This is a genomic window from Amycolatopsis mongoliensis (assembly GCF_030285665.1).
GTDB classification, from domain to species: Bacteria; Actinomycetota; Actinomycetes; order Mycobacteriales; family Pseudonocardiaceae; genus Amycolatopsis; species Amycolatopsis mongoliensis.
Genome location: NZ_CP127295.1, coordinates 4,459,174 through 4,482,517, shown reverse-complemented (window position 1 = coordinate 4,482,517; position 23,344 = coordinate 4,459,174). Strand labels below are relative to the sequence as shown.

22 protein-coding genes and 1 pseudogene are annotated in these 23,344 nt (G+C 70.5%); 11 read left to right on the top strand and 12 right to left on the bottom strand.

Going from position 1 to position 23,344, the window contains the following annotated elements; all coding sequences use genetic code 11:
• Positions 1 to 5 precede the first annotated feature (5 nt).
• Positions 6 to 1,220, bottom strand: a complete 1,215-nt coding sequence (locus tag QRX60_RS21890) for a sarcosine oxidase subunit beta family protein (protein WP_286002627.1) — start codon at positions 1,218 to 1,220, stop codon at positions 6 to 8.
• The gene (gene glyA, locus QRX60_RS21885; RefSeq protein WP_286002626.1) at positions 1,217 to 2,491 is read right to left on the bottom strand and encodes a serine hydroxymethyltransferase; all 1,275 of its coding nucleotides are present in this window, start codon (positions 2,489 to 2,491) and stop codon (positions 1,217 to 1,219) included. Before glyA ends, QRX60_RS21890 begins: the two co-directional genes overlap by 4 nt.
• Positions 2,492 to 2,548: 57 nt before the next feature.
• Between glyA and QRX60_RS21880 the strand changes: the two genes are divergently transcribed.
• Positions 2,549 to 3,196, top strand: coding sequence for a GntR family transcriptional regulator (locus tag QRX60_RS21880; RefSeq protein WP_286002625.1), 648 nt, complete (start codon positions 2,549 to 2,551; stop codon positions 3,194 to 3,196).
• 45 nt (positions 3,197 to 3,241) lie between these two features.
• Here the strand turns inward: QRX60_RS21880 and QRX60_RS21875 are convergent, their stop codons facing one another.
• The gene (locus tag QRX60_RS21875) at positions 3,242 to 4,360 is read right to left on the bottom strand and encodes an aromatic ring-hydroxylating oxygenase subunit alpha (RefSeq protein ID WP_286002624.1); all 1,119 of its coding nucleotides are present in this window, start codon (positions 4,358 to 4,360) and stop codon (positions 3,242 to 3,244) included.
• Positions 4,361 to 4,596: 236 nt separating this feature from the next.
• Entirely contained in the window at positions 4,597 to 5,178 is a 582-nt protein-coding gene (locus QRX60_RS21870; RefSeq protein WP_286002623.1) for a TetR/AcrR family transcriptional regulator, read from the bottom strand.
• 93 nt (positions 5,179 to 5,271) lie between these two features.
• Here QRX60_RS21870 and QRX60_RS21865 point away from each other — a divergent pair, with 93 nt between their 5' ends.
• From QRX60_RS21865 to QRX60_RS21840, 6 genes are all read left to right on the top strand, one after another.
• Positions 5,272 to 6,738, top strand: a complete 1,467-nt coding sequence (locus QRX60_RS21865) for an aldehyde dehydrogenase family protein (protein WP_286002622.1) — start codon at positions 5,272 to 5,274, stop codon at positions 6,736 to 6,738.
• 32 nt (positions 6,739 to 6,770) lie between these two features.
• Positions 6,771 to 8,339 carry an amino acid permease gene (locus tag QRX60_RS21860; protein WP_286002621.1) on the top strand — a complete coding sequence of 523 codons (1,569 nt, stop codon included), beginning with the start codon at positions 6,771 to 6,773 and terminating at the stop codon, positions 8,337 to 8,339.
• Positions 8,340 to 8,348: 9 nt separating this feature from the next.
• Complete coding sequence (gene betA, locus QRX60_RS21855) at positions 8,349 to 10,007, top strand: choline dehydrogenase (protein ID WP_286002620.1); 1,659 nt, start codon at positions 8,349 to 8,351, stop codon at positions 10,005 to 10,007.
• Between the two features lie 318 nt (positions 10,008 to 10,325).
• Positions 10,326 to 10,646, top strand: coding sequence for a bifunctional 3-phenylpropionate/cinnamic acid dioxygenase ferredoxin subunit (locus QRX60_RS21850; RefSeq protein WP_286002619.1), 321 nt, complete (start codon positions 10,326 to 10,328; stop codon positions 10,644 to 10,646).
• Positions 10,643 to 11,785 carry an NAD(P)/FAD-dependent oxidoreductase gene (locus QRX60_RS21845; protein ID WP_286002618.1) on the top strand — a complete coding sequence of 381 codons (1,143 nt, stop codon included), beginning with the start codon at positions 10,643 to 10,645 and terminating at the stop codon, positions 11,783 to 11,785. Before QRX60_RS21850 ends, QRX60_RS21845 begins: the two co-directional genes overlap by 4 nt.
• Before the next feature lie 38 nt (positions 11,786 to 11,823).
• On the top strand, positions 11,824 to 12,324 hold the full coding sequence (locus QRX60_RS21840) for a putative immunity protein (protein WP_286002617.1): 501 nt from the start codon (positions 11,824 to 11,826) through the stop codon (positions 12,322 to 12,324).
• Positions 12,325 to 12,337: 13 nt separating this feature from the next.
• On the opposite strand, the gene QRX60_RS21835 is transcribed toward QRX60_RS21840, so the two are convergent.
• From QRX60_RS21835 to pdhA, 5 genes are read right to left on the bottom strand one after another with little or no spacing between them, the layout of a single operon-like run.
• Positions 12,338 to 13,375 carry a coiled-coil domain-containing protein gene (locus QRX60_RS21835; RefSeq protein ID WP_286002616.1) on the bottom strand — a complete coding sequence of 346 codons (1,038 nt, stop codon included), beginning with the start codon at positions 13,373 to 13,375 and terminating at the stop codon, positions 12,338 to 12,340.
• The gene (locus QRX60_RS21830) at positions 13,339 to 13,887 is read right to left on the bottom strand and encodes a hypothetical protein (protein ID WP_286002615.1); all 549 of its coding nucleotides are present in this window, start codon (positions 13,885 to 13,887) and stop codon (positions 13,339 to 13,341) included. The genes QRX60_RS21835 and QRX60_RS21830 overlap by 37 nt, the downstream gene beginning before the upstream one ends.
• A gap of 55 nt (positions 13,888 to 13,942) precedes the next feature.
• Positions 13,943 to 15,133, bottom strand: a complete 1,191-nt coding sequence (locus QRX60_RS21825; RefSeq protein ID WP_286002614.1) for a dihydrolipoamide acetyltransferase family protein — start codon at positions 15,131 to 15,133, stop codon at positions 13,943 to 13,945.
• Positions 15,126 to 16,121 (bottom strand): alpha-ketoacid dehydrogenase subunit beta, encoded by a 996-nt coding sequence (locus QRX60_RS21820; protein WP_286002613.1) that lies wholly within the window; start codon positions 16,119 to 16,121, stop codon positions 15,126 to 15,128. The genes QRX60_RS21825 and QRX60_RS21820 overlap by 8 nt, the downstream gene beginning before the upstream one ends.
• Positions 16,121 to 17,197: a pyruvate dehydrogenase (acetyl-transferring) E1 component subunit alpha gene (gene pdhA / locus QRX60_RS21815; RefSeq protein ID WP_286002612.1), complete on the bottom strand. Its 1,077-nt coding sequence runs from the start codon at positions 17,195 to 17,197 to the stop codon at positions 16,121 to 16,123. The genes QRX60_RS21820 and pdhA overlap by 1 nt, the downstream gene beginning before the upstream one ends.
• A gap of 134 nt (positions 17,198 to 17,331) precedes the next feature.
• Between pdhA and QRX60_RS21810 the strand changes: the two genes are divergently transcribed.
• Positions 17,332 to 17,808 carry an Lrp/AsnC family transcriptional regulator gene (locus tag QRX60_RS21810; RefSeq protein WP_332845836.1) on the top strand — a complete coding sequence of 159 codons (477 nt, stop codon included), beginning with the start codon at positions 17,332 to 17,334 and terminating at the stop codon, positions 17,806 to 17,808.
• A gap of 679 nt (positions 17,809 to 18,487) precedes the next feature.
• Positions 18,488 to 21,079, top strand: coding sequence for a glycoside hydrolase family 3 protein (locus QRX60_RS21805; protein ID WP_286002610.1), 2,592 nt, complete (start codon positions 18,488 to 18,490; stop codon positions 21,077 to 21,079).
• 47 nt (positions 21,080 to 21,126) lie between these two features.
• Here the strand turns inward: QRX60_RS21805 and QRX60_RS21800 are convergent, their stop codons facing one another.
• Positions 21,127 to 21,318 carry a hypothetical protein gene (locus QRX60_RS21800; RefSeq protein ID WP_286002609.1) on the bottom strand — a complete coding sequence of 64 codons (192 nt, stop codon included), beginning with the start codon at positions 21,316 to 21,318 and terminating at the stop codon, positions 21,127 to 21,129.
• A gap of 302 nt (positions 21,319 to 21,620) precedes the next feature.
• Between QRX60_RS21800 and QRX60_RS51795 the strand changes: the two are divergent.
• Both QRX60_RS51795 and QRX60_RS21790 read left to right on the top strand, forming a co-directional pair.
• Positions 21,621 to 22,010: pseudogene (locus QRX60_RS51795) on the top strand (IclR family transcriptional regulator domain-containing protein); the annotation flags it as partial.
• Positions 22,011 to 22,098: 88 nt separating this feature from the next.
• A complete protein-coding gene (locus QRX60_RS21790) occupies positions 22,099 to 22,305 on the top strand; it encodes an IclR family transcriptional regulator domain-containing protein (protein WP_286002608.1) in 207 nt (68 codons plus the stop codon).
• A gap of 35 nt (positions 22,306 to 22,340) precedes the next feature.
• Here the strand turns inward: QRX60_RS21790 and QRX60_RS21785 are convergent, their stop codons facing one another.
• Together QRX60_RS21785 and QRX60_RS21780 are read right to left on the bottom strand one after the other, a co-directional pair.
• Complete coding sequence (locus QRX60_RS21785) at positions 22,341 to 22,769, bottom strand: hypothetical protein (protein WP_286002607.1); 429 nt, start codon at positions 22,767 to 22,769, stop codon at positions 22,341 to 22,343.
• Positions 22,770 to 22,777: 8 nt separating this feature from the next.
• Positions 22,778 to 23,260, bottom strand: a complete 483-nt coding sequence (locus QRX60_RS21780) for a hypothetical protein (RefSeq protein ID WP_286002606.1) — start codon at positions 23,258 to 23,260, stop codon at positions 22,778 to 22,780.
• Positions 23,261 to 23,344: the final 84 nt, after the last annotated feature.

Sequence of the window (23,344 nt, the reverse complement as noted above, 5' to 3'; positions counted from 1 at the left end):
TTCTCCTAGTGGGCCACGGCGGCGGCGCCGTGCTCGTCGACGAGGGCACCGGTGGTGAACCGGTCCAAGCTGAACGGCTCGGCGTACTCGTGCGGCTTGCCCCGCGCGATGGTGGCCGCGAAGACGTCACCGACTCCGGGCGTGGCCTTGAAGCCGCCGGTGCCCCAGCCGCAGTTGAGGAACAGGTTCTCGACCGGGGTCAGGCCGATGATCGGCGACGCGTCCGGGCTGACGTCGACGATGCCCGCCCACGTCCGCAGCAGGTGCGCCCGTGCGAACACCGGGAACAGCTCCAGCGCGGCGGCCATCTGCTGCTCGATGATGTGGAACGAGCCGCGCTGGCCGTAGCCGTTGTAGCTGTCGATGCCCGCGCCCATGACCAGCTCGCCCTTGTGCGCCTGGGAAACGTAGACGTGCACGGCGTTCGACATGACGACCGTCGGGTGGATCGGCTCCAGCAGCTCGGACACCAGCGCCTGCAACGGATGCGACATCAGCGGCAGGTCGAGCCCCACCATGCGGGCCAGCACCGAAGAGTGCCCGGCAGCGCACAGCGCGACCTTGCCCGCGGCGATCCGGCCCCTCGACGTCTCGACGCCGGTGACCCGCCCGTCCGTGGTGGAGATGCCGGTGACCTCGCAGTTCTGGATGAGGTCGACGCCCCGCTCGTGCGCGGCGCGGGCGAAGCCCCAGGCCACGTAGTCGTGCTTCGCGATGCCGGCGCGCGGCTGGAAGGTCGCGCCGAGCACCGGGTAGCGGACGTCCGGCGAGGTGTTGACGATCGGGCAGATCTCCTTGACGCCGTCGGCGTCCACCCATTCGGCGTCGATGCCGTTGAGCTTGTTGGCCTCGACGCGGCGGACGCTGTCGCGGACGTCCTGCAGGCTGTGCGCCAGGTTCAGCACCCCGCGCTGGCTGAACAGGATCGGGTAGCCGAGGTCCTCTTCGAGGCCTTCCCACAGCTTGAGGGAGTGCTCGTAGATACCGGAGCTCTCGTCCCAGAGGTAGTTGGAGCGGATGATCGTGGTGTTGCGGGCCATGTTGCCGCCCGCGAGCCAGCCCTTCTCCAGCACGGCGACGTTGGTGATGCCGTGCACCTTGGCCAGGTAGTAGGCGGTGGCGAGGCCGTGCCCGCCGCCGCCCACGACGATCACGTCGTAGGCCTTCTTCGGCTCCGGGTCGGCCCAGAGGAAGTCGGGGTGGTCCGGCAGGTCGGTCATCGGACCTCCTCCTTCGGGTAAAGCGGGAAAGCCTCGGCGAGGGCGGTGACGCGGGTGCGCAGCTTCACGGCGTCGAAGCCGGGCCTCAACGCTTCGGCGATGACGTCGGCGGCTTCGCGGAACTCGGCGTCGCCGAACCCGCGGGTGGCCAGGGCCGGCGTGCCGATCCGCAGGCCGGAGGTGACCATCGGCGGGCGGGGGTCGAACGGGACGGCGTTGCGGTTCACCGTGATGCCGACGTCGTGCAGCCGGTCCTCGGCCTGCTTGCCGTCCAGCTCGGAGTCGCGCAGGTCGACGAGCACCAGGTGGACGTCGGTGCCGCCGGTCAACACGGAGATGTCGTCCTCGCGCACCAGCCGCTCAGCCAGGAGCTTCGCGCCGCGCAGGGTCCGCTGCTGGCGTTCGGCGAACTCCGGTTCGGACGCCATCTTGAACGCGACGGCCTTGGCGGCGATGACGTGTTCCAGCGGGCCGCCCTGCTGGCCGGGGAACACCGCGGAGTTGACCTTCTTGGCCAGGGCAGGGTCGTTCGTCAGGATCACGCCGCCGCGCGGGCCGCCGAGGGTCTTGTGCGTGGTGGTCGTCGTGACGTGCGCGTGCGGCACCGGCGACGGGTGCAGGCCGGTGGCGACCAGGCCGGCGAAGTGGGCCATGTCGACCAGCAGGTACGCGCCGACCTCGTCGGCGATCGCGCGGAAGCGGGCGAAGTCGAGCTGACGCGGGTAGGCCGACCAGCCGGCGATGATCAGCTTCGGCCGGTGTTCCTTCGCCAGGCGTTCGACCTCGGCCATGTCGACCCGGAAGTCCTTTTCGGACACTTCATACGCGGCGACGTCGTAGAGCAGGCCGGAGAAGTTGATCCGCATGCCGTGCGTCAGGTGGCCGCCGTGGGCGAGCGACAGGCCGAGGATCTTGTCATCGGGCTTGACGAGCGCGGCCATCGCGGCGGCGTTGGCCTGGGCACCCGAGTGCGGCTGGACGTTGGCGAACCCCGCGCCGAACAGCGCCTTGACGCGGTCGATGGCGAGCCGCTCGAGGACGTCGACGTGCTCGCAGCCGCCGTAGTAGCGACGGCCGGGGTAGCCCTCGGCGTACTTGTTCGTGAGCACCGAGCCCTGCGCCTGCAACACGCTCAGCGGGGCGAAGTTCTCGGAAGCGATCATCTCCAGCATCGACTGCTGCCGGTGCAGCTCGGCGTCGATCGCCGCGGCGACCGCCGGGTCGTAGTCGGCCAGGGAGCGGTTGAGCACTGGGTCGATCGTCGAGGTCATCACGAACCTTCCGTGGTCGACTTCTGATATATCAATCGTCGATGTAGGCTAAGCGGCGTGCATCCCCAGGTCAATCCCCCCTCACTCGCGGAGCAGGCGTACCTGTTCATCCGCGACCAGCTCGTCATGCTCGACATCCGGCCCGGCTCCCCCATCAACGAGGAGTGGCTCGGCAGCACGCTCGGCATGGGCCGCACGCCGATCCGCGAAGCGCTGAAGCGCCTCGAGTCCGAACGACTGGTCGTCGCCTACCCGCGGCGGGGGACGTTCGCCACCGACGTCCACATCTCCGACCTCGCGCACATCTCCGAGGTGCGGCGGACGCTGGAGCCGATGGCCACGGCCACCGCGGCCGAGCGCGCGACCACGGCCGACCGGGCGACGCTGACCGAACTGCGCGCCCAGCTCGACGCCGGGGTCCCCACCGGGGACAACGCCGAGCTGCTGCGCACCGACCTCGCCCTGCACCGGGCGATCTACCGGTGCGTGCACAACCCGTTCCTCGAAGACACGCTGATCCGGTACGACAACCTCGCGACCCGGATCTGGTGCGTGTTCGTGCCCCGGCTGTCCGGGATGGCCGGCCACGTCGACGAACACGTCCCGCTCCTCACCGCGATCATCGAGGGCGACGCCGAGAAGGCGGCCGCGTTGACGCTCGAGCACGTCACCGGGTTCGAGGCCGCCATCCGGGCGTTGATCTAGACCGCCGTCGTGAGTGGTAATTCGGGTTCTAACCCGAATTACCACTCACGACAAGCGGGCGCGGACCCAGTCGTGGAACGCGCCGATGTGGTGCTCGCTGGGCACGAGGACACCGCCGTTGGCGTACGAGCGCGAGTCCATGGCGAGCTGGCAGCGTTCGCAGGCTTCGAAGTCCTGCAGGTTGACGCGGTGGAACAGCTCGACCGAACGGCTCAGGTCCCGGCCCGACTCGACGACCTCGGGCAGGTACAGCCAGTCGCAGCGCACCAGCGTCCGGTCGGGGGCCAGCGGGAACATGCGGTGGAAGATCACGTGGTCCGGGACGAGGTTGACGAACACACCCGGCTTGATGGTGATGGCGTAGTACTTGCGGTCCTGGGCCTCGGTGACGCCGGGGAGCCGGTCGACGCCTGCGCTGCCGTCGATGGTGAAGCCCTGGATCTCGCCGCCGAACTCGGCGCCGTGACCGACGTAGTACTGCGCGGCGTACCCGTCGGCGAACTCCGGGAGGACCTCGGTGAGCTCCGGGTGGATCGTCGCGCAGTGGTAGCACTCCATGAAGTTCTCGATGATCTGCTTCCAGTTCGCCTTCACGTCGTACTCGATGCGCTTGCCCAGAGCCAGGCCCTCGATGCCGTAGGCGTCGATCACTTCGGCGTTGCCGAGGCGTTCGGTGACCGCGCCGACGACCGTGTCTTCGAACGACGGCGGCTCGTCGGCCAGGCAGACCCAGGCGTAGCCGAGCCACTCGCGCAGGTGCAGCCTGGTGAGGCCGAACTCGGTCCGGTCGACGTCCGGCATCCCGGTGAGGTTGGGCGCGGCGACGAGCTTGCCGTCGAGGCCGTACGTCCAGGCGTGGTACGGGCACTGGAAGGCGCGCTTGACGGTGCCGGAGTCGTCGGTGCAGAGCCGGGCGCCGCGGTGGCGGCAGACGTTGAGGAACGCGTTCAGCTTCCCGTCCCGGCCCCGCGAGACGAGGACGCTCTCCTTGCCGATCTGCACGGTCTCGAACGAGCCGGGCCCGGCGAGGTCGGCGCTGCGCACGGCGCAGAACCAGTCGGCCTCGAAGATCTTCGCCTGCTCCAGCGCGAAGACCGCCGGATCGGTGTAGGACGAGCCCGGCAGCGTGGCCAGCAGGCTCGGCGGGAGATCGGTAGTGGTCACCGGCGTGGTCCTCTCCGCGGATCAGTACGGGAGTTGCGCAGAACGCGTCTTGTTGCTCACTCCGGAACAGAGTGACTGCCGCCCCGAAGCGCTGTCAACCCAAGTTTTTCAACGCCCGCCAAGATTTCCGGCACGTTTCGGGCATCACACGTGATTGAGCGGGCATCAGCGCGATGCCTCTCCAATCACGTGTGATGCCCCTTCAATCACGCGTGATGCCTCTCCGATCACGCGAGTTACGGGTTGGCCGGGCCGTGGATGGCGCGGCGGAAGAGGGTTTCGATCTCTTCCCGGGTCGGGCGGGGGTCGGCCAGGGCCGCCTGCATCAGCAGGCCGCAGAACAGGCCGGCCAGCAGGCGGCCGGTGAGCGGGTCCGTGCGGAGGCCGTACAGCTCGGTCAGTGCTTCGTCCCAGGCCGCGCTCGCCTTGCGGAGCCGGGGGCGGTGCAGCGCGGCGACGTACAGGTCGTACTCGACGACCGTGTCCCGGTACTGCTCGTTGATGTACCCCATGACCAGGTCGGCGAGCGCCCGGGCGAAGTCGGCGTCGGCCGGGAGGGCCGCCTCCCACTCCTTCAGCGCGTGGACGTTCTTCTCGGCCGCCTCGACCAGCGCGACCTCCAGGAGGTCGTCCAGGGTCGCGAAGTGGTAGGTCGTCGAGCCCAGCGGCACCCCCGCCGCCGCCGCGACCGAACGGTGCGTGACCCCGTCGATGCCCCGCTGGGCGACCACCTCGATCGCCGCCTTGGCGATCCGGGCCCGCCGCTCGGGATCGTTCGGGCCACGACGCCGGGTCGCGCCGGGTTCGGTCTTCGCCATCGAAGCCCCCTTGTGGACATCTGTACACGCTTCGCGTACAAATGTACGCACTCCACGCACCGAGCAGCCACTACCGATCCGGAAGGGGCGCCCGTGAAGGACCTCCACATCGACGGGATCTGGGCGGACGCGTCCGCCGGGACACACTCCGACGTGCTGAACCCCTCGACCGGCGAAGTCATCGCGACCGTCGCCGAAGCGGGCCGCGAGGAGGTCGACGCCGCGGTCAGAGCCGCCGAAAGGGCCTTCGACCAGGGTCCGTGGCGCAGGACCACAGCCGCCGAGCGCGGCACGCTGCTGCGCAGGACGGCCGACCTGCTCGTCCGCGACCGCGAAGAACTGGCCCGCACCGAGAGCCTCGACACCGGCAAGACGCTCGACGAAGGCCGCATCGACATCGACGACGTCACGAACGTCTTCCGCTACTACGCCGACCTCGCCGGAAAGGACGCCGGACGCGTGGTCGACGCGGGGAGCGCGACCGTCGTCAGCCGGATCGTGCACGAGCCGGTCGGTGTCTGCGCCCTGATCGCGCCGTGGAACTACCCGCTGCTCCAGATGTCCTGGAAGGTCGCGCCGGCCCTGGCCGCGGGCAACACCGTCGTGCTCAAGCCCAGCGAGGTCACGCCACTGACCACGATCAAGCTGGTCGCCCTCCTCGAAGAGGCCGGCGCGCCGCACGGCGTCGTCAACCTGCTGCTCGGGCCGGGCCACGTCGGCGCGGCGATGGTCGAGCACCCGGCCGTCGACCTCGTCTCCTTCACCGGCGGCTACGCGACCGGCGAGAAGATCATGACGGCCGCCGCGAAGGGCGTCCGCCGGGTCGCCCTCGAACTCGGCGGCAAGAACCCGAACGTGGTCTTCGCCGACACCGACTACGACACCGCCCTCGACTACGCGCTGATGGCCGCGTTCGTCCATTCGGGACAGGTCTGCTCAGCGGGCGCGCGCTTGATCGTCCAGGATGAGATCCATGACCGGTTCGTCGCGGACCTCGCGGCGCGCGCCGACCGGATCCGGGTCGGCGACGGCCTCGATCCCGCCACCGAGACGGGCCCGCTCGTCTCGGCGCAGCACCGCGCCAAGGTCGAGCGCTACATCGAAGACGCGATCGAAGCGGGCGCGACGCTCCGGGCGGGCGGCGGACGCCCGGAGGGACCGCAGTACGAAAGCGGTTTCTTCCTCCGGCCGACCGTGTTCAGCGACTGCACCAGGGACATGGCGATCGTCCGGGAAGAGGTCTTCGGCCCGGTCGTCACCGTGGAACGCTTCACCGAAGAGGCCGACGCGATCGCGCTGGCCAACGACACCGAGTACGGGCTCGCCGGGGCCGTGTGGACGTCGGACGCGTCCCGCGCCCAGCGGGTCGCCGGGGCCCTGCGCCACGGCACCGTGTGGATCAACGACTACCACCCCTACCTGCCGCAGGCGGAGTGGGGCGGGTTCGGCCGGTCCGGCATCGGCCGCGAGCTCGGGCCGTCCGGGCTGGCGGAGTACCAGGAGAGCAAGCACGTCTACCAGAACATCGATCCCGTTCCGCAGCACTGGTTCAAGGGCTGAATTCCCCTCCCCCACCACGTGAGGACGTTGCCATGACCACGCAAGAAAAGCCGGCGGGCGGGGGGCCTGCCCCGGACGACAGCTCCGACCTCGAGAAGTTCGGCTACCGTCAGGAGCTCGAACGCTCCCTGGGCTCCTTCTCGAGCTTCGCCGCCGGGTTCTCCTACATCTCGATCATGACCGGCGTGTTCCAGCTGTTCTTCTTCGGCTTCGCCTCGGGCGGGCCGGCGTTCATCTGGACCTGGCCGCTGGTCTTCCTCGGCCAGCTCGCCGTCGCACTGTGCTTCGCCGAGCTCGCCGGCCAGTTCCCGCTCGCCGGTTCGGTCTACCAGTGGGCGAAACAGATCGCGAAGCCGGCGACGTCGTGGCTCGCGGGCTGGATCATGATCATCGGCGCCATCGTCACCGCCGGCGCGGTCGCGGTGGCCTACCAGATCATCCTGCCGCAGGTCTCGACCGCGTTCCAGATCGTCGGCAGCGACTCCGACGCGGGCCTGACGTCGACCCCCGGCGGCGCGCAGAACGCCATCATCCTGGCCCTGGTGCTGGTCGTGTTCGCCACGATCGTGAACGTCATCGGCGTCAAGCTGATGGCGAAGATCAACAACTTCGGCGTCGCGGTCGAGCTGTCCGCGGTCATCCTGCTGATCGTCGCGCTGGCCATCCACATCAAACGCGGCCCGCAGGTGGTCTTCGAGACGCACGCCACGGGTGACGGTCACTCACTCGGGTACCTCGGGGCGTTCCTGGTGGCGTCGCTGATGAGCGCGTACGTCTTCTACGGCTTCGACACCGCCGGCTCGCTCGCCGAGGAGACCACCCAGCCGCGCAAGCACGCACCGCGCGCGATCCTGCGGGCGATCACGGCGTCGTTCATCGTCGGCGGCCTGGTGATGCTGGTCGGCATGATGGCCGTCGGCGACATCAACGCCGACGAGCTGAGCACGTCCGGCATGCCGTACCTGCTGAAGAGCACGCTCGGCGAGGGGCTCGGCGACGCCTTCCTGATCTGCTCGGCGATCGCGATCACCGTGTGCTGCCTCGCCGTGCAGACCGCGGCGATCCGGATGGCGTGGGCGATGGCCCGCGACGGCCGGCTGCCGTTCAGCAAGGCGATGGCGAAGGTGTCGCCGCGGTCGAAGACGCCGATCCTGCCCGCGCTGCTCACCGGCGGCCTCACGGTCGTGGTGCTGCTGATCAACCTGGGCAACCAGCGGGCGTTCTTCATCCTGACCTCGACCGCGATCATCCTGTTCTACATCCCCTACCTGATGGTCACCGGCCCGATGCTGCTGCGCCGCCTGCGCGGGCAGTGGCCGCGTCCGGGACACGGCCCGTACTTCAAGCTCGGCCGCTGGGGCACGGTCGTGAACCTGGTCGCGGTGCTCTACGGCGCCGCGATGACGGTCAACCTGATCTGGCCGCGCGCCGAGGTCTACGGCAACGACCACTGGTACTTCCAGTGGGGCGCGGTGATCGTCACCGGGCTGATCGTGATCATCGGCGCGATAATGCTCTACGTCCGGCGCCAGACCTGGGGTTCGTCCCACACCAGCCCCGAGCACATGCCGGACAGCGCCCCGGACACCCTGCCCGGCTGAGGAGGACCCATGAGTTCCGATACCTACGACTTCGTCATCGTCGGCGGTGGCTCGGCGGGCTGCGCCCTGGCGAACCGGCTGTCCGCGGACCCGTCGAACAAGGTCCTGGTGCTGGAAGCGGGGCGGTCCGACTACAAGTGGGACGTCTTCATCCACATGCCGGCCGCGCTGACCTTCCCGATCGGGTCGAAGTTCTACGACTGGGGCTACCGCAGCGAGCCCGAGCCGCACATGAACCGCCGCCGCATCTACCACGCGCGCGGGAAGGTGCTCGGCGGGTCGTCGAGCATCAACGGCATGATCTTCCAGCGCGGCAACCCGATGGACTACGAGCGCTGGGCCGGCGACCCCGGGATGTCCACTTGGGACTACGCGCACTGCCTGCCGTACTTCCAGCGCATGGAGAACTGCCTCGCGGACGCGCCGGACGGGCCGTGGCGCGGCCACGACGGTCCGCTCGAACTGGAACGCGGCCCGGCTTCGAACCCGTTGTTCCAGGCCTTCTTCGACGCCGCCGAGCAGGCGGGCTACCCGCGCACCGACGACGTCAACGGCTACCGGCAGGAGGGCTTCGCGGCCTTCGACCGCAACGTCCGGAAAGGACGGCGGCTGTCGGCCGCGGGTGCGTACCTGCACCCGGTCGAGAAGCGGCCCAACCTCACGGTGAAGACGCACGCGTTCGTGTCGCAGATCCTCTTCGACGGCACCCGCGCGATCGGCGTCGAGTACGCCGAAGGCCGCGGCGTGCCGGGTGAGGTGTACGGCAAGGAGATCATCCTCTGCGGCGGCGCGATCAACAGCCCGCAGCTGCTGCAGCTGTCCGGCGTCGGCAACGCGGCCGAACTGGAGAAGCTCGGCATCGACGTCGTGAAGGACCTGCCGGGTGTCGGCGAGAACCTGCAGGACCACCTGGAGGTGTACATCCAGTACGCCTGCAAGGAACCGGTCTCGATGCAGCCGTCGCTGGCCAAGTGGAAGCGGCCCTACATCGGCGCGCAGTGGCTGTTCCTGCGCTCCGGCCCGGCCGCGACGAACCACTTCGAGGGCGGCGGGTTCGTCCGGTCGAACGACGAGGTGAAGTACCCGAACCTGATGTTCCACTTCCTGCCGGTGGCGATCCGCTACGACGGGTCGGCGCCCACGGAGGGGCACGGCTACCAGGTGCACGTCGGCCCGATGTACGCCGACACCCGCGGCACGGTGAAGATCACCTCGACCGACCCGCGGCAGCACCCCGCGCTCAAGTTCAACTACCTGTCCACGGCGAACGACCGCAAGGAATGGGTCGAGGCCGTGCGGGTGGCGCGGAAGATCCTCAACCAGTCCGCGATGGACCGGTACAACGGCGGGGAGATCTCGCCCGGACCGTCCGTGGAGTCCGACGAGGAGATCCTCGACTGGGTCGCCAAGGACGCCGAGACCGCGCTGCACCCCTCGTGCACGACGAAGATGGGCGTGGACGACATGTCCGTCGTCGACCCGCAGACCATGCGGGTGCACGGCACCGAGGGCCTGCGCGTCGTCGACGCGTCGGTCATGCCCTACATCCCCAACGGCAACATCTACGCGCCGGTGATGATGACCGCCGAGAAGGCGGCCGACCTCATCCTCGGCAACACCCCGCTCGCCCCGATCAAGACGCCGTTCTACCGGCACGGGGAGAACTAGTGTCGCGCGCCTGAGGTTCGTCGACGGTGGCCGGTCCGACGACAGGAATGAGTCATTCATGTCGTCGGACGAGGTGAATGAGTCATTCACTGCGTCGCCGGGGCTGCACGGACCGGGCTCTCATGGCGCAGGTTCCCGGACGCCGCAGCGCCCGTACCGCCATCCCCGGTACGGGCGCCTCGGCATGCCCGGAACATCCGTTACCGGAGAACGGAAAACTACCGGGGCGTACCCCCTTGACGACGTCTTCCGGGGGATTCAGACTTTGTTGCGGATCACAGTTGATGTTCCCCTATGCGCAACAGTCTCGGAGGACCCATGATTCGCGCGTGCACGGTGGACGAGCTGCCCCCGGGTGAGTCCGTCCGGCTCCCGGGGTCTCCCGCCATCGCGGTGTTCCACACCGAGGCCGGGGAGCTGTACGCCATCGACGACACGTGCACCCACCAGGACGCCTCCCTGGCCGACGGCTGGCTCGAAGGCTGCTTCGTCGAGTGCCCGCTGCACGCGGCGCTGTTCGACCTGCGCACGGGCGTGCCGAGCTGCCTGCCGGCGAAGGACCCGGTGCGCACGTACCCGGTCGTCGTCGACGAAGGCGTCATCTACGTCGAGGGCACGGCTCGCGAGGACGCCGCGTGAAGCGCGTCGCGGTCGTCGGCGCGTCGCTCGCCGGGGTCCGCGCCGCGCAGGAGCTGCGCGCGCAGGGCTACGACGGCGGCATCGTGCTGATCGGCGAGGAACGGCACCTGCCCTACGACCGGCCGCCGCTGTCGAAGGCGTTCCTGGCCGGGGCGGCCTCGCAGGCCTCGCTGGAGCTGCTCGACGCCGGGGACCTCGCGTCGCTGGCTTTGGACTTCCGGCTGGGCGTGCGGGCGACGGCGTTGGAACCCGCAGCGCGTCGGGTGCTGCTGTCGGACGGCGGGTCGGTGCACGCGGACGGCGTCGTCATCGCCACCGGTGGCCGGGCGCGCACCTTGCCGGGCTTCGAAGGCGCCCACACGCTGCGGACGCTCGACGATGCGCTGGCGCTGCGAGCCGCTTTGGTGCCCGGGGTCCGTGTGGTGATCGTCGGCGCCGGGTTCATCGGGGCCGAGGTGGCCTCGACGTGCCGGTCCCTGGGCCTCGACGTCACAGTGCTGGAAGCGCTGGACGCGCCGCTCGCACCGGCGCTGGGACCTCGCCTGGCGGCCGTCTGCGCCCGGTTGCACGCCGACCACGGCACGGACCTGCGCTGCGGCGTCCGGGTCGAGGGCCTTTCCGAGGCCGGTGTCCGCCTGGCCGACGGTTCGCTCGTGCCGGCCGACGTGGTCGTGACCGGCGTCGGCATGACCCCGGCGACGGAGTGGCTGGCCGGGTCGGGGTTGAAGGTCGGCAACGGCGTCCACGTGGACGCGGGCTTGGTCACGGAGCTGCCCCAGGTGGTGGCGGTGGGCGACGTGGCGCACTACCACGTCGACGGCGTGGGGCGACGGCACGAGCACTGGACGAACGCGTCCGAGCAGGCGCCGGTCGCGGTGGCGAACCTCCTGGCGGGCCGCACGGAACGCACGTACACGCCGAGCGGATACGTCTGGTCGGACCAGTATTCGGGCACGATCCAGCTGGCCGGGCACCCGCGTCCGGACGACACGCTTTCGTTCGTCGACGGCGATCCGTCGTCCTCGTCGTTCGTGGCGGTGTGGCAGCGCGACGGTGCCACCGTGGGTGTGTTCGCGTTGAACAACGCGAAGCTGTTCAACCGCTTGCGACGTCCGCTTCGGCGACCGGTCGGTGTCTGAAAGCCTCAACCGGCGGTTCAAAGATACGCTTCACCCCCATGGAGCTGACCCAGGACGAGCTGCGGGCGTTGACGGGCTGGGCCGCCGACTGCGCGTCGCGAGCGCTGCCGTTGTACGAGACCCGGGTTCCCGGCGATCCCCGTCCGGCCGCGGCGATCGCGGCGGCGCGGGAGTTCGCTTCGGGCGCTCCGCGCACGAAGCTGCTTCGCACGGTGGCATGGGCGGCGCTGAAGGCGGCCGGTTCGACTTCCGACGCCGTGGCGGCCGCCGCGGCTCGCGCCGCTGTCGGCGCGGCGGGTGCTGCGTACTTGCACCCGTTGGCGTCGCCGCACCAGGTGAAGCACATCGTCGGCCCCGCGCAGCAAGCAGCACTGGCGAGCGAGCTGGCCGGCGGCGACGCGGAAGCCGAGATCCGGTGGGCCGTCGACCACGCACCGTCCGCGGTGCCCGACATCCTCCGCCGCTTCCCGGAGGGCAAACCCGGCAAGTCCCGCGCGGGCGACCTGCACCGCCGCCTGGAAACCGCCCTCCGTGGTTGAAAAGGGCGGGAGGCTAGAGGGAGAGGTCGTCGAGGTCGGACTCCAGCCTGGCCCGCCAGGTCCAGCGGCGCTCGGTCTTGTCCGTGTCCTCGCCGGCCGGCGGCCCCAGCGGCAACGCCGGGTCCTTGATCCCGAACGTCACCCGGTACGCCAGCACCGACGCCGCCGTGCGGATCCACGCGTCGCCCGACGCGCCCGCCGGCGGGGCCACCCCCAGCGCGTGGCCGAACCACGTCGGCAGCAGCGCGTTCGAGCCCAGCGCGTCGGTGATCCGGGTCCGCAGCCGCACCTGCAGGTCGTGCCACGCTCGCTCGGCCCGCTCCAGCTGCGGCACGATCCGCGCCTCGACCGCGTCCGCCTCGCGCAACGCCAGCCGCGCCTGCTCCGCCGCCGCCGACGCCGCCGGGATCTCCTCGTCCAGCAGCGTCCGGCGACGCGTCGACAACGCCCGCAACCGGGACTCCGCGTCGCCGCGGGCGCGCGAAGAACGATCCGTCGACGCCAGGACGCGCATCACCTCGAGCAGGTCGGCATCGCACTGCGCATGAGCCGCACGCACCGAAGCCAGCCGCTCGATCTCCTGCTCGTGCCGGGCGCGCTGCTCCTTCGTCACGAGCTCCTTGTGCAGGTCGTCCCAGCGCGCCGCCTCCTTCGCGAGCGCCCGGGTCTCCGCGCCGACGTCGTCGAGGTTGATCTGCGGCACGCCGTCGGCCACGCGCACCGCGCGCTCCATGGCCTGCACCTGCTGCTGCAGGCGCTCCAGCTGCCGGCCGAGCAGGTCGATCCGGTCCTCCTGCCGGTGCCCGCCGCCGCGCTCGACGCGGTCGGTCAGGTCCGCGAGCTCCTGCCGCAGCCCCCGCTCGCGGTCGTCGGACTCCTCGACGGCCGCGCGCAGCCCGTCGACCGCCGCGAACAGCTCGTCGAGGTCGCGCCGCGTCGCGTCGACCGCCTCCGGGTAGTCGGCGTACTCCTGCGAGAACTCGGGGTCGTCGCCGTAGGTCGCGTAGCCGTGGCTCACGGGATCCGGCTTTCCCGCCACAGCAGCCCGCACGTGCCCACGACACCCAGCGCCAGCAGGATCGTGCAGACGACGGCCCCGGGCCACGGGACCAGCGCGCCCACCAGCACCCCGGCCGTGACGCTGCCCGCCCACGCCGCCCGCGTCCGCTCGCGGATGACGTCGCCGACCCGCCGGACCGGGCCGAAGCCGATCCACAGGCCCGCCGCGAACAGCGGGACGAGCGCGAGCAGCCACACCGGCGACAGCACGTCGAAGAGCACCAGCGCCGCGGCGGCCAGCGGCACCAGCACCGGCGCGGCCGCGAAGTACACGACCGCGCGCTGCGTCGCCGCGTGCCGCGACTCGAGCTCGGCGTTCGCGAGCCGGTGCTTCGCCTCGTCGAGCGCCACCTCGGAGTCGAGCAGCCGGTGGGCCGTCGCGACGAGCTCGTCCATCGCCTCGACGTCGGCGGGCGGGGTCGCCAGCCCGTCCCGCAGGTCCTGCTTGAGCCGGCCCACGCGTGCTTCCGCCTGGTCCCGGTCGTGCTGGGCTGGAGTCGTCACGCGAACACTTTAAGTGCCACGGCCGTCACAACCGGCCAATGCGCCCGGTGAGTCGTTACAGGTCCCCGAGGGCCGTGACCGGCGATTCGACGCAGTCCGCGACGAACCGCAGGAACCCGCCCGCCGTGCCGCCGTCGCAGACGCGGTGGTCGAAGGCCAGCGTCAGCTCGCAGACCTTCCGGACCGCCAAGGCGCCGTCGACCACCCACGGCCGGTCGATGATCCGGCCGATGCCGAGGATCGCGGCCTCGGGGTGGTTGATGATCGCGGCTGAGCCGTCGACGCCGAAGACGCCGTAGTTGTTCACCGTGAACGTGCCGCCGGTGAGGTCCGCCGGGGCGAGCTTGCCCTCGCGCGCGGTGCGGGCGCGGTCGCCGACCGCCGCCGAGAGGTCCCGGGTGGACAGCTCCCCCGCGTCGCGCACCACCGGCACGACCAGCCCGCGCGCGGTCTGCGCGGCGAAGCCGAGGTGGATCTCGTCGAGCAGGACGATCTCGTCGCCGTCGACGCGCGAGTTCAGCTCCGGGTACTTCTTGAGGCCCGCGACGGCGAACCGCGCGATCAGCCCGAGCAGGCTGACCGGCCGGTCCGGCTGCTTCGCGTTGAGCGACGCGCGGGCGGCGACCAGCTCGGTCGCGTCGACGTCCACCCAGACCGTGGCCTCGGGGATCTCCCGCCGGGACGTCGTGAGCTTGTCCGCGACGGCCTTGCGGACCCCGGTGAGCGGGATGCGCTTGCCCTTCGCGGCGGGCTTCTCGACGGGCTTCTTCAGTGCTGCCTCGACGTCGGCGCGGCGGATGATGCCGTCCGGGCCGGTCGCGGCGACCTTCGCGAGGTCGATCCCGTTGTCCGAAGCCAGCTTCCGGACGAACGGCGAGATCACGCCGGGCGCCTTCGCCTTCAGGGCGGGAGCTTCGACGCGACGGACGCGCTTGCGCCGGGTCGTGGGCGCGGTGCCGTAGCCGATGAGGACGTTGCCGCTGCCCGAAGAGGTCGTCACGCCCGGCTCGGCGAAGCCGCCGACGGACAGCAGCGGCGCGCCGACCGGCAGCAGCTGCCCCGGCTCGCCGTGCAGCGCGGACACCACGCCGGCGAACGGCACCGGGACCTCGACGGCGGCCTTCGCCGTCTCGACCTCGACGACGATCTGGTCCACCTTGACCGTGTCACCGATCTTGACGTGCCAGTTGAGGATCGCCGCCTCGGTCAGGCCTTCGCCGAGGTCCGGGAGCAGGAAGTCAGGCACCGGCCACCACCGGGGTGTCGGCCCACTGCAGGCGCGCGATCGTGTCGAGGATCCGGTCGACGTCGGGCAGCGTGTGCCGCTCGAGCTTCGGCGCCGGGTACGGGATGTCCAGGCCGGTGACGCGCAGCACCGGCGCGTGCAGCTGGTGGAAGCACTGCTCCGTGACGCGAGCGACGACCTCCGCGCCGTAGCCGCCGAACCCGGCGGCCTCGTGGACCACGACGGCGCGGCCGGTGCGGCGCACCGAAGCCGTCACGGTCTCGTCGTCGAACGGGCTCAGCGAGCGCAGGTCGACGACCTCGACGTCCCAGCCCTCGTCCTTCGCGGCTTCGGCGGTTTCCATCGCGGTGGCGACCATCGGGCCGTAGGCGATGAGCGTGACGTCCTTGCCGGTTTTGCGCACGACTGCCTTGTCCATGGCGGGGCCGCTGCGCGTGAAGCCGACTTCCTCGCCGGACCAGTAGCGGGCCTTCGGCTCGAGGAAGACGACCGGGTCCGGCGAGTCGATGGCGTCGCGGAGCAGGTCGTAGGCGTCCTGCGCGGTGCCCGGCGTGACGACGCGCAGGCCCGGCGTGTGCGTGTAGTAGACCTCGCTGGAGTCGCAGTGGTGCTCGACGCCGCCGATGCCGCCGGCGTAGGGGATGCGGATCACCATCGGCAGCGAGAGCGCGCCGCGGGTGCGGTTGCGCAGCTTCGCCACGTGCGAGGTGATCTGCTCGAACGCCGGGTAGGCGAAGGCGTCGAACTGCATCTCGACGACCGGGCGGAACCCGCCCATCGCCATCCCGACGGCGAACCCGACGATGCCGGACTCGGCCAGCGGGGTGTCGAAGCAGCGGTCCTCGCCGAAGTCGGCGGTGATGCCGTCGGTGACCCGGAAGACGCCGCCGAGCGCGCCGACGTCCTCGCCGAACACGAGCACGCGGTCGTCGTCCTTGAGCGCGTCCCGCAGCGCCGCGTTGAGCGCCTGCGCCATCGTGGTCGTCATCAGACCTCCAGCTCGGCCGCGACCATGGCCCGCTGGCGCTGCAGCTGGCGGGTCGGCTCGGCGTAGACGTGGTCGAACAGGGACATCGGGTCGAGCTCGGACTCGGCGTTCAGGGTGTCGCGGACGGACTGGGCGAACTCCTCGGCTTCGGCGTGGCAGAGCTCGATTTCGTGCTCGCTCAGGCTGTTGCGGTCCTTGAGGTACGTTTCGAGCCTCTTCACCGGGTCCGCTTCGCGCCACTTCGCGACTTCGTCCGCGTCGCGGTAGCGGGTGGCGTCGTCGGCGTTGGTGTGGGCGTCGATGCGGTAGGTGTGGGCCTCGACGAGGACGGGGCCCTTGCCTTCGCGGGCGTGCTTCACGGCGTCGTCGAGGACGGCGAGGACCGCGACGGCGTCGTTGCCGTCGACCTGCTCCGAACGCATGCCGTAGCCGATTCCCTTGTACGCCAACGCGGGCGCGGCGCTCTGCTTTTCGAACGGCACCGAGATGGCGTAGCGGTTGTTCTGCACGAAGAACACCACGGGCGCCTTGAAGACGGCGGCGAAGTTGAGCGCCTCGTGGAAGTCGCCTTCGCTGGTGGCGCCGTCCCCGATGAGGGCGAGCGCGACGGCATCTTCGCCGCGTCGCTGCATGGCGTGCGCGAGACCGGCGGCGTGCAGGGTCTGCGTCGCGAGCGGAGTGCACTGGGGCGCTACGCGCGTCTCGGTGGGGTTGTAGCCGCAGTGCGCGTCGCCGCGAAGCAGCGTCAGGACTTCGCCGGGCTTCAGGCCGCGCGCGACGAGGGCGACCGAGTCGCGGTAGGTGGGGAAGAGCCAGTCGTTGTCCTGGAGCGCGAGCGCGGCCGCGACCTGGCAGGCCTCCTGGCCGGCGCTGGAGGGGTAGACGGCGAGGCGGCCCTGCTTGGTGAGGGCGGTCGCCTGGACGTCGAACCGGCGGCCCAGGACCATCAGCCGGTAGGTCTCCTTGAGCCGGGTTTCCGTGGGCTCGGCGTACCCGCCGTGCCGGTCGGCGCGCGTCCCGTCCTCGGCGACGAACCGCACCGGCGACGCGGACGGCAGCAGGGTCTCCACGGCCATGGCGCACACCACCTCTCGCAGACATATGATGCTCGAATGGTGGTTCTTGCTGGCTGTCTGTTCAAGGTCTCGGAAAAATGAGCGACAAACGGTCTTCTTCGGCGTCACCTGCGGACCAAACGTCCTCCGACTCCGTGACTCTCGACGGGCTCACGGGACGAACGGTCCCGGCCCTCGACGAGGTCGACCGGGCGATGCTGGCGGAGCTGACTTCGGACGGCCGGCTGGCGGTCCGGGCACTGGCCGAGAGGCTGCACATCTCGCGCACGAACGCGTACGCGCGGTTGGAGCGCCTGATGGCGGAGGGCGTGATCACGGGCTTCGGCGCGCGCGTCGACCCGCGGCGGGCGGGCCTGGGCACGTCGGCGTACATCATGGTGACGGTGGAGCAGACGTCGTGGCGCACGATGGCGACGGACCTGCACGAGATCCCGTACGTCGACCACGTGGCCCTGGTGGGCGGCGACTTCGACATCCTGCTGCTGGTCCGGACACCGGACAACACGACACTGCGGGACGTGGTCCTGGAGCGCCTGCAAGCCCTGGAGGGGGTCCGGTCGACGCGCACGTGGCTGATCTTCGAGGAGCTACCAGGCTCGGTCCTGCACTGACCCCGTGTCGACTCTCCAATCACGCGAGTCGACTCTCCAATCACGCGAGTCGACTCTCCAATCACGCGAGTCGACTCTCCAATCACGCGAGATGCGCGTCTGATCACGCGAGTTCCGTGCGCGGTCACGCGAGTTCCGGCTCCGATCACGACTCGCGGAGTCGGCTCGTGTACCCCAAGGGTCGGCTCGCGTGATCAGGGGTCGACTCGCGTGATCAGGGGGACGACTCGCGTGATCAGGGGGTCGACACGCGTGACTGGAGGGTCGACACGTGATCAGGGGGTCGGCTCGGTCTGGTCGAAGGTCCACGCCAGGACCGTCTGCCCTTCCTCGGCGAGCCCGCCGGCTCCGCGGTAGGTCGCCGAGGTCGTCGAAGAGGTGCCCGGCCGCCAGGAGCGGTTCGAGTGCGGCCACCCGGCGGATGTCCATGGGGCACCACCTTTGCCCGGCAGCACCCTTGACCGCAAGGACGCCACGCGCTACCGGTGCCGCTCGCCGGGCGACTCTTATTTTATGTCGAGAATTAACTTGCGCCCCAACCGACCGAAACTATTGACGCCGTCCCCTTCGCCCGGTGAGGATCGGCCGGTCCGCCGCCGTTCACCGCAGAATGGACCAGACCATGGCCAGAAGATCACGCGCGTGGTCCCGTGCGCGCCGAAGTTCGCTCGTCACCTTGATGAGCCTGAGCCTGCTGGGTGGGGTCGCCCAAGCGACGCCGGCCTCAGCAGACGCACCGGCTCAGCCCGTCATCAGCCAGCCTGCCAAGGACAAGAACGGCTGCGCCAAGATCGAGAGCAGCCTGCCCACGCTCGCGGACTGGCCCAAGGTCGACAGCCGGTTCAAGGGCAAGGCCGACGACGAGGCGCGCATCGCCCAGATCCTCAAGGGCATGACCCTCGAGGAGAAGGTCGGGCAGATGACGCAGCCCGAGATCACCTCGATCACCCCCGACGAGGTCAAGCAGTACGCCATCGGCTCCGTCCTCAACGGCGGCGGCGCGTGGCCCGGCGGCAACAAGCACGCCACCCAGCAGGACTGGCTGAACCTCGCCGACGCCTACTGGAACGCCTCCAAGACCAGCCGCACCAAGATCCCCGTCATCTGGGGCATCGACGCCGTGCACGGCAACAACAACGTCTACGGCGCCACCGTCTTCCCGCACAACATCGGCCTCGGCGCGGCGCACGACCCGTGCCTGGTCCGTGACGTCGCCGGCGCCACCGCCCGGCAGATCCGCGCCACCGGCCAGGACTGGGCCTTCTCGCCCACCCTCGCCGTCGTCCAGGACGACCGCTGGGGCCGCACCTACGAAGGCTTCTCCGAGGACCCGCGCATCACGCGTTCCTACGGCTTCGAGGCCATCAACGGCCTCCAGGACGGCGCCACCAAGCGCATCGGCTACAACGGCGTCATCGCCACCGCCAAGCACTTCATCGGTGACGGCGGCACGATCAAGGGCCAGGACCAGGGCGTCAACCCCTCGTCCGAGGCCGACATGATCAACATCCACGGCCAGGGCTACTACGGCGCGCTCGCCGCCGGCACCCAGACCGTGATGGTGTCGTTCAACAGCTGGACGAACACCGACCTCGGCATCAACGAGGGCAAGCTGCACGGCAGCGACAAGGCGCTCAACCAGATCCTCAAGGGCAAGATGGGCTTCGACGGCCTCGTCGTGTCCGACTGGAACGGCATCGGCCAGGTCACCGGCTGCACCAACTCCTCGTGCCCGCAGGCGATCAACGCCGGCATCGACATCGTGATGGTGCCCGCCGACTGGAAGGCGTTCATCACCAACACGATCGCCCAGGTGCAGAGCGGCCAGATCCCGATGGCGCGCATCGACGACGCGGTCACGCGCATCCTGCGCGTCAAGCTGCGTGACGGGCTGTTCGAGTCGCAGAAGCCGTCCGACCGGTCCTACGCGAACTCCGACGAGGCGCTGAAGGACAACTGGCTGGCCCGCGACGCCGCCCGCGAGTCGCAGACGCTGCTGAAGAACAACGGCAACGTGCTGCCGCTCAAGCCGAAGTCCAAGGTGCTGGTGGTCGGCAAGAGCGCCGACAACATCCAGAACCAGACCGGCGGCTGGACGCTGAGCTGGCAGGGCACCGGCAACACCAACGCCGACTTCCCGAACGCCACCTCGATCCTGGCCGGCATCAAGCAGGACCTGGGCGACGCGAACGTCACCTTCGACGAGAAGGGCGACGTCGACCCCACGGGCTACGACGCCGTCATCGCGGTCATCGGTGAGACGCCGTACGCCGAGGGCGTCGGCGACCTGACCCGCAAGACCCTCGAGGCGTCGAAGCTCTACCCCGAGGACCTGGCCGTGCTGGACAAGGTCAGCGGCAAGGGCACCCCGGTCGTCACCGTCTACGTCGGCGGCCGCCCGCTGTACATGAACAAGGAGATCAACCGGTCCGACGCGTTCGTGGCGGCCTGGCTGCCCGGCACCGAGGGCGGCGGCGTCGCCGACATGCTGGTCAAGGGCAAGGACGGCACGGGCTACCAGGGCACGCTGTCGTACTCGTGGCCGAAGAGCGCGTGCCAGTCGCCGCTCAACCCGTGGTCGCCGGACTACGACCCGCTGTTCAAGCTGGGCTACGGCCTGAAGTCGGGCCAGCGCACCACCATCGGGCAGCTGGACGAGACCCCCGGCCCCGCGACCTGCGGGTCCACCGGTGGCGGCGGGACGGCGACCGAGGACCTGTCGATCTTCGACCGCACGGACGTCGCGCCGTACAAGAGCTTCATCGGCTCGGCTTCGAACTGGGGCGGCACGGAGATCGGCCCGGACGGCACGGCGGCGCACCCCGAGATCACCGTCGTCCCGACGGACGTCAACGTGCAGGGCGACGGCCTGAAGACGACCTGGACGGGCACCGGCCCGGCCCAGCTGTACCTGCAGAACCCGGCGGGCACGAACGACCTGCGCAGCTACCTGAACGCCGACGGGGCGCTGGAGTTCGACACGACCGTGCAGCAGGCACCGGCCAACCGGACGGTGATCAGCATGCACTGCGTCTACCCGTGCTTCTCCGAGGTGAACGCGACGAAGCTGTTCACGGACCTCGCGGGCGGCGCGAAGACGACGGTGAAGATCCCGTTGTCCTGCTTCAACAACGGGCTGGACTTCGAGCACATCAACACCCCGTTCCTGGTGTACACCGACGGCCCGTTCCAGGCTTCGTTCGCGAACGTGCGGTGGGTGCCCCAAGGGGCGAAGGATCCGGACGCGAGACCCTGTTCGAGTTTGACCTGAACACCGGCCGGGCCGGGAGCGGACTTCCGCTCCCGGCCCGGCCCGGTTCAGGCGCCGTCCGTGAAGCCCGCGTTCATCGCCACGCTCAGCGCCTGCTCCGACAGTTCCGTGCGGGTCAGCCGCGCCACCACGCGGCCGCGGCGGAAGACCAGGACCCGGTCGCAGAGTTCGCACAGCTCCGCCAGGTCCGTCGAAGCCAGCAGCACCGGCTTGCCCGCCGCCGCCAGCTCCGCGATCACCGCGTGCATCTCGGCCCGGGCGCCGACGTCGACGCCGCGGGTGGGGTCGTCTCAGCCCGGACACCAGGTCGGCCGGGCCGCCGCGGATCCGCAGCCGCTCGATGTGCCGCCGGGCGACCGCGACGTGCGATCGGCAGCGCAGCCACCACCCGCCGCGGCCGATGCCGAGCCAGGCGACGGCGCTCGTGTTCTCCCAGACCGGCTTGTCGAGCACCAGCCCGTAGCGCTTGCGGTCGCTGGGGACGAACGCGATCCGGGCGCGGACGGCGGCGCGGGGCGACCGCGGCGCGCCGCGCCCGGCGATGCGGACCCGCCCGGGCGCGGGTGCCCGGCCGGACAGCGTGGCCAGGACGTCGAGGTGCCCGGCGCCCGGCAGCCCGGCCAGCCCGACGATCTCGCCCTCCGCCACGCTGAAGGAGACACCCGGGCTCTCGACCACGACGGCGGGTGGGCGGCCCCGCACCGACGGCCGGTACCGGCTCGGCATGAAGCTGTTCGAGCTCGGCCAGCGCGTGCCGCGGCGGCGTGACCTGCGCGAGGCCGCGCTGCCGTACCTGGAGGACCTGTACGAGGCGACCCACGAGAACATCCACCTCGCGGTGCAGGACGGCCCGCACACGCTGTTCCTGGAGAAGGTCAGCGGGCGCCGGTCGATGCCGATCGAGTCGGAGGTCGGCGGGAAGCTGCCGCTGCACTGCACCGCCACCGGGAAGGTCTTCCTGGCGCTCGGCTCCCCCGACTACTTCCGCCGGGTCGCCGTCGCCGGGCTGGCGCGCGGCGGTGAGCGGCTACGGCGTCAACCACGAGGAGTACGAGGTCGGGGTGTCGGCGGTCGCCGCGCCGGTGTTCGACGCCCGGCGCCGGGTGCCGGCGGCCCTGTCCATCACGGGCAACGCGGCGAAGCTGGACCTCGACCGGCCGGCCCCGGCGGTGCGGACCGCGGCGCTCGCGCTGGCCCCGGTGCGCAATCCCCTGGATCGGGGGTGATCGCCGCGATGACCTCCGAAGCGACGGGACAGCGGCTAGTGCTGCATGCCGTAGGACTTCTGGCACGGGTAGCCGTCGCCGGTGGCCGACCAGCTCGCCGGGTAGCCGTTCTGCGCCCAGGCCGCGAAGGCCTGCGCGTAGGTGTAACCGCTGGAGTAGAGCCACTGGCACGGCGTCTGCCCGGCCGCGGGGGTGATGGTGATCCAGGGCTGGGCGTGGATCCAGCTCGGCTGGGCGTACCACTGGCTGCTCGCGGGAACGTCCGCCCGCGGTGGAGCCACGGCGGTCGTCGGCACGACCACCGTCCGCGTCGGCGGGGGTGGCACCGTGACGGTCGGCGTGGCCGGTGCCGTGGTGACCACCGTCTGGATCCCCGCGGGGACGGCGTGGCCGGCGACGGGCGTCCCGCACGCGGCGAGGGCGAGCACGGCGGAAACCGCGGCGGTGGCGCGGAAAGGACGCATGGGCTGGCTCATTTCGTCCGGGTCATGTGGCTGCCGGTGATGACACCGCCGGAAACGGTGTAGGTGCCGGAAAAAGTCCGCGTGCTGCCGTCGGTCTGGACGGCGGACAGCACGACCGAGACCGTGCTGCCCCGGACGTCCGTGACGGTCACCGTGTCCCAGGACGTCGTCGCGAAACCGTCGACGTACCGGGTGTACCCGCCGCCGCCGGCGATGCGGCTGCCGCCGAGCGACCACGCCGTGGCGAAGTCGCGGCGGTTGATGGCGTCGTAGTACGCGACGACCGTGCGCGCCTCGGCGGTGTCCCCCGGCGCGACGTACGCGGGTGGCTGCTGCACGTAAACGGTTTGCGGCGCCGCGGGTACGGCGACCACGGTCGTGCTGGTGGCCGGCGGCGCGGCGACCGGCACCGGCACGCCGACGACCGGCGTGCCACAAGCGGCGACGCTCGCCGAGATCAGGGCGGCGACGAGAATTCCGGCGGCTTTCACGGGATCACCTTCTTCCGTCTCCGCCCCCTGGAATCGGCCGCCCGGCCGGATCCGCAACGGATTCCCGAGAACGCGACGCAAGCG

Coding starts and splice junctions, on each gene's coding strand:
- QRX60_RS21820 (WP_286002613.1), bottom strand. CDS start 16,121: ATGACGACCACGATGGCGCAGGCGCTCAACGCGGCGCTGCGGGACGCG.
- pdhA (WP_286002612.1), bottom strand. CDS start 17,197: ATGGCCGTGGAGACCCTGCTGCCGTCCGCGTCGCCGGTGCGGTTCGTC.
- QRX60_RS21850 (WP_286002619.1), top strand. CDS start 10,326: ATGATTCGCGCGTGCACGGTGGACGAGCTGCCCCCGGGTGAGTCCGTC.
- QRX60_RS21840 (WP_286002617.1), top strand. CDS start 11,824: ATGGAGCTGACCCAGGACGAGCTGCGGGCGTTGACGGGCTGGGCCGCC.
- betA (WP_286002620.1), top strand. CDS start 8,349: ATGAGTTCCGATACCTACGACTTCGTCATCGTCGGCGGTGGCTCGGCG.
- QRX60_RS21890 (WP_286002627.1), bottom strand. CDS start 1,220: ATGACCGACCTGCCGGACCACCCCGACTTCCTCTGGGCCGACCCGGAG.
- glyA (WP_286002626.1), bottom strand. CDS start 2,491: ATGACCTCGACGATCGACCCAGTGCTCAACCGCTCCCTGGCCGACTAC.
- QRX60_RS21870 (WP_286002623.1), bottom strand. CDS start 5,178: ATGGCGAAGACCGAACCCGGCGCGACCCGGCGTCGTGGCCCGAACGAT.
- QRX60_RS21785 (WP_286002607.1), bottom strand. CDS start 22,769: ATGCGTCCTTTCCGCGCCACCGCCGCGGTTTCCGCCGTGCTCGCCCTC.
- QRX60_RS21860 (WP_286002621.1), top strand. CDS start 6,771: ATGACCACGCAAGAAAAGCCGGCGGGCGGGGGGCCTGCCCCGGACGAC.
- QRX60_RS21805 (WP_286002610.1), top strand. CDS start 18,488: ATGAGCCTGAGCCTGCTGGGTGGGGTCGCCCAAGCGACGCCGGCCTCA.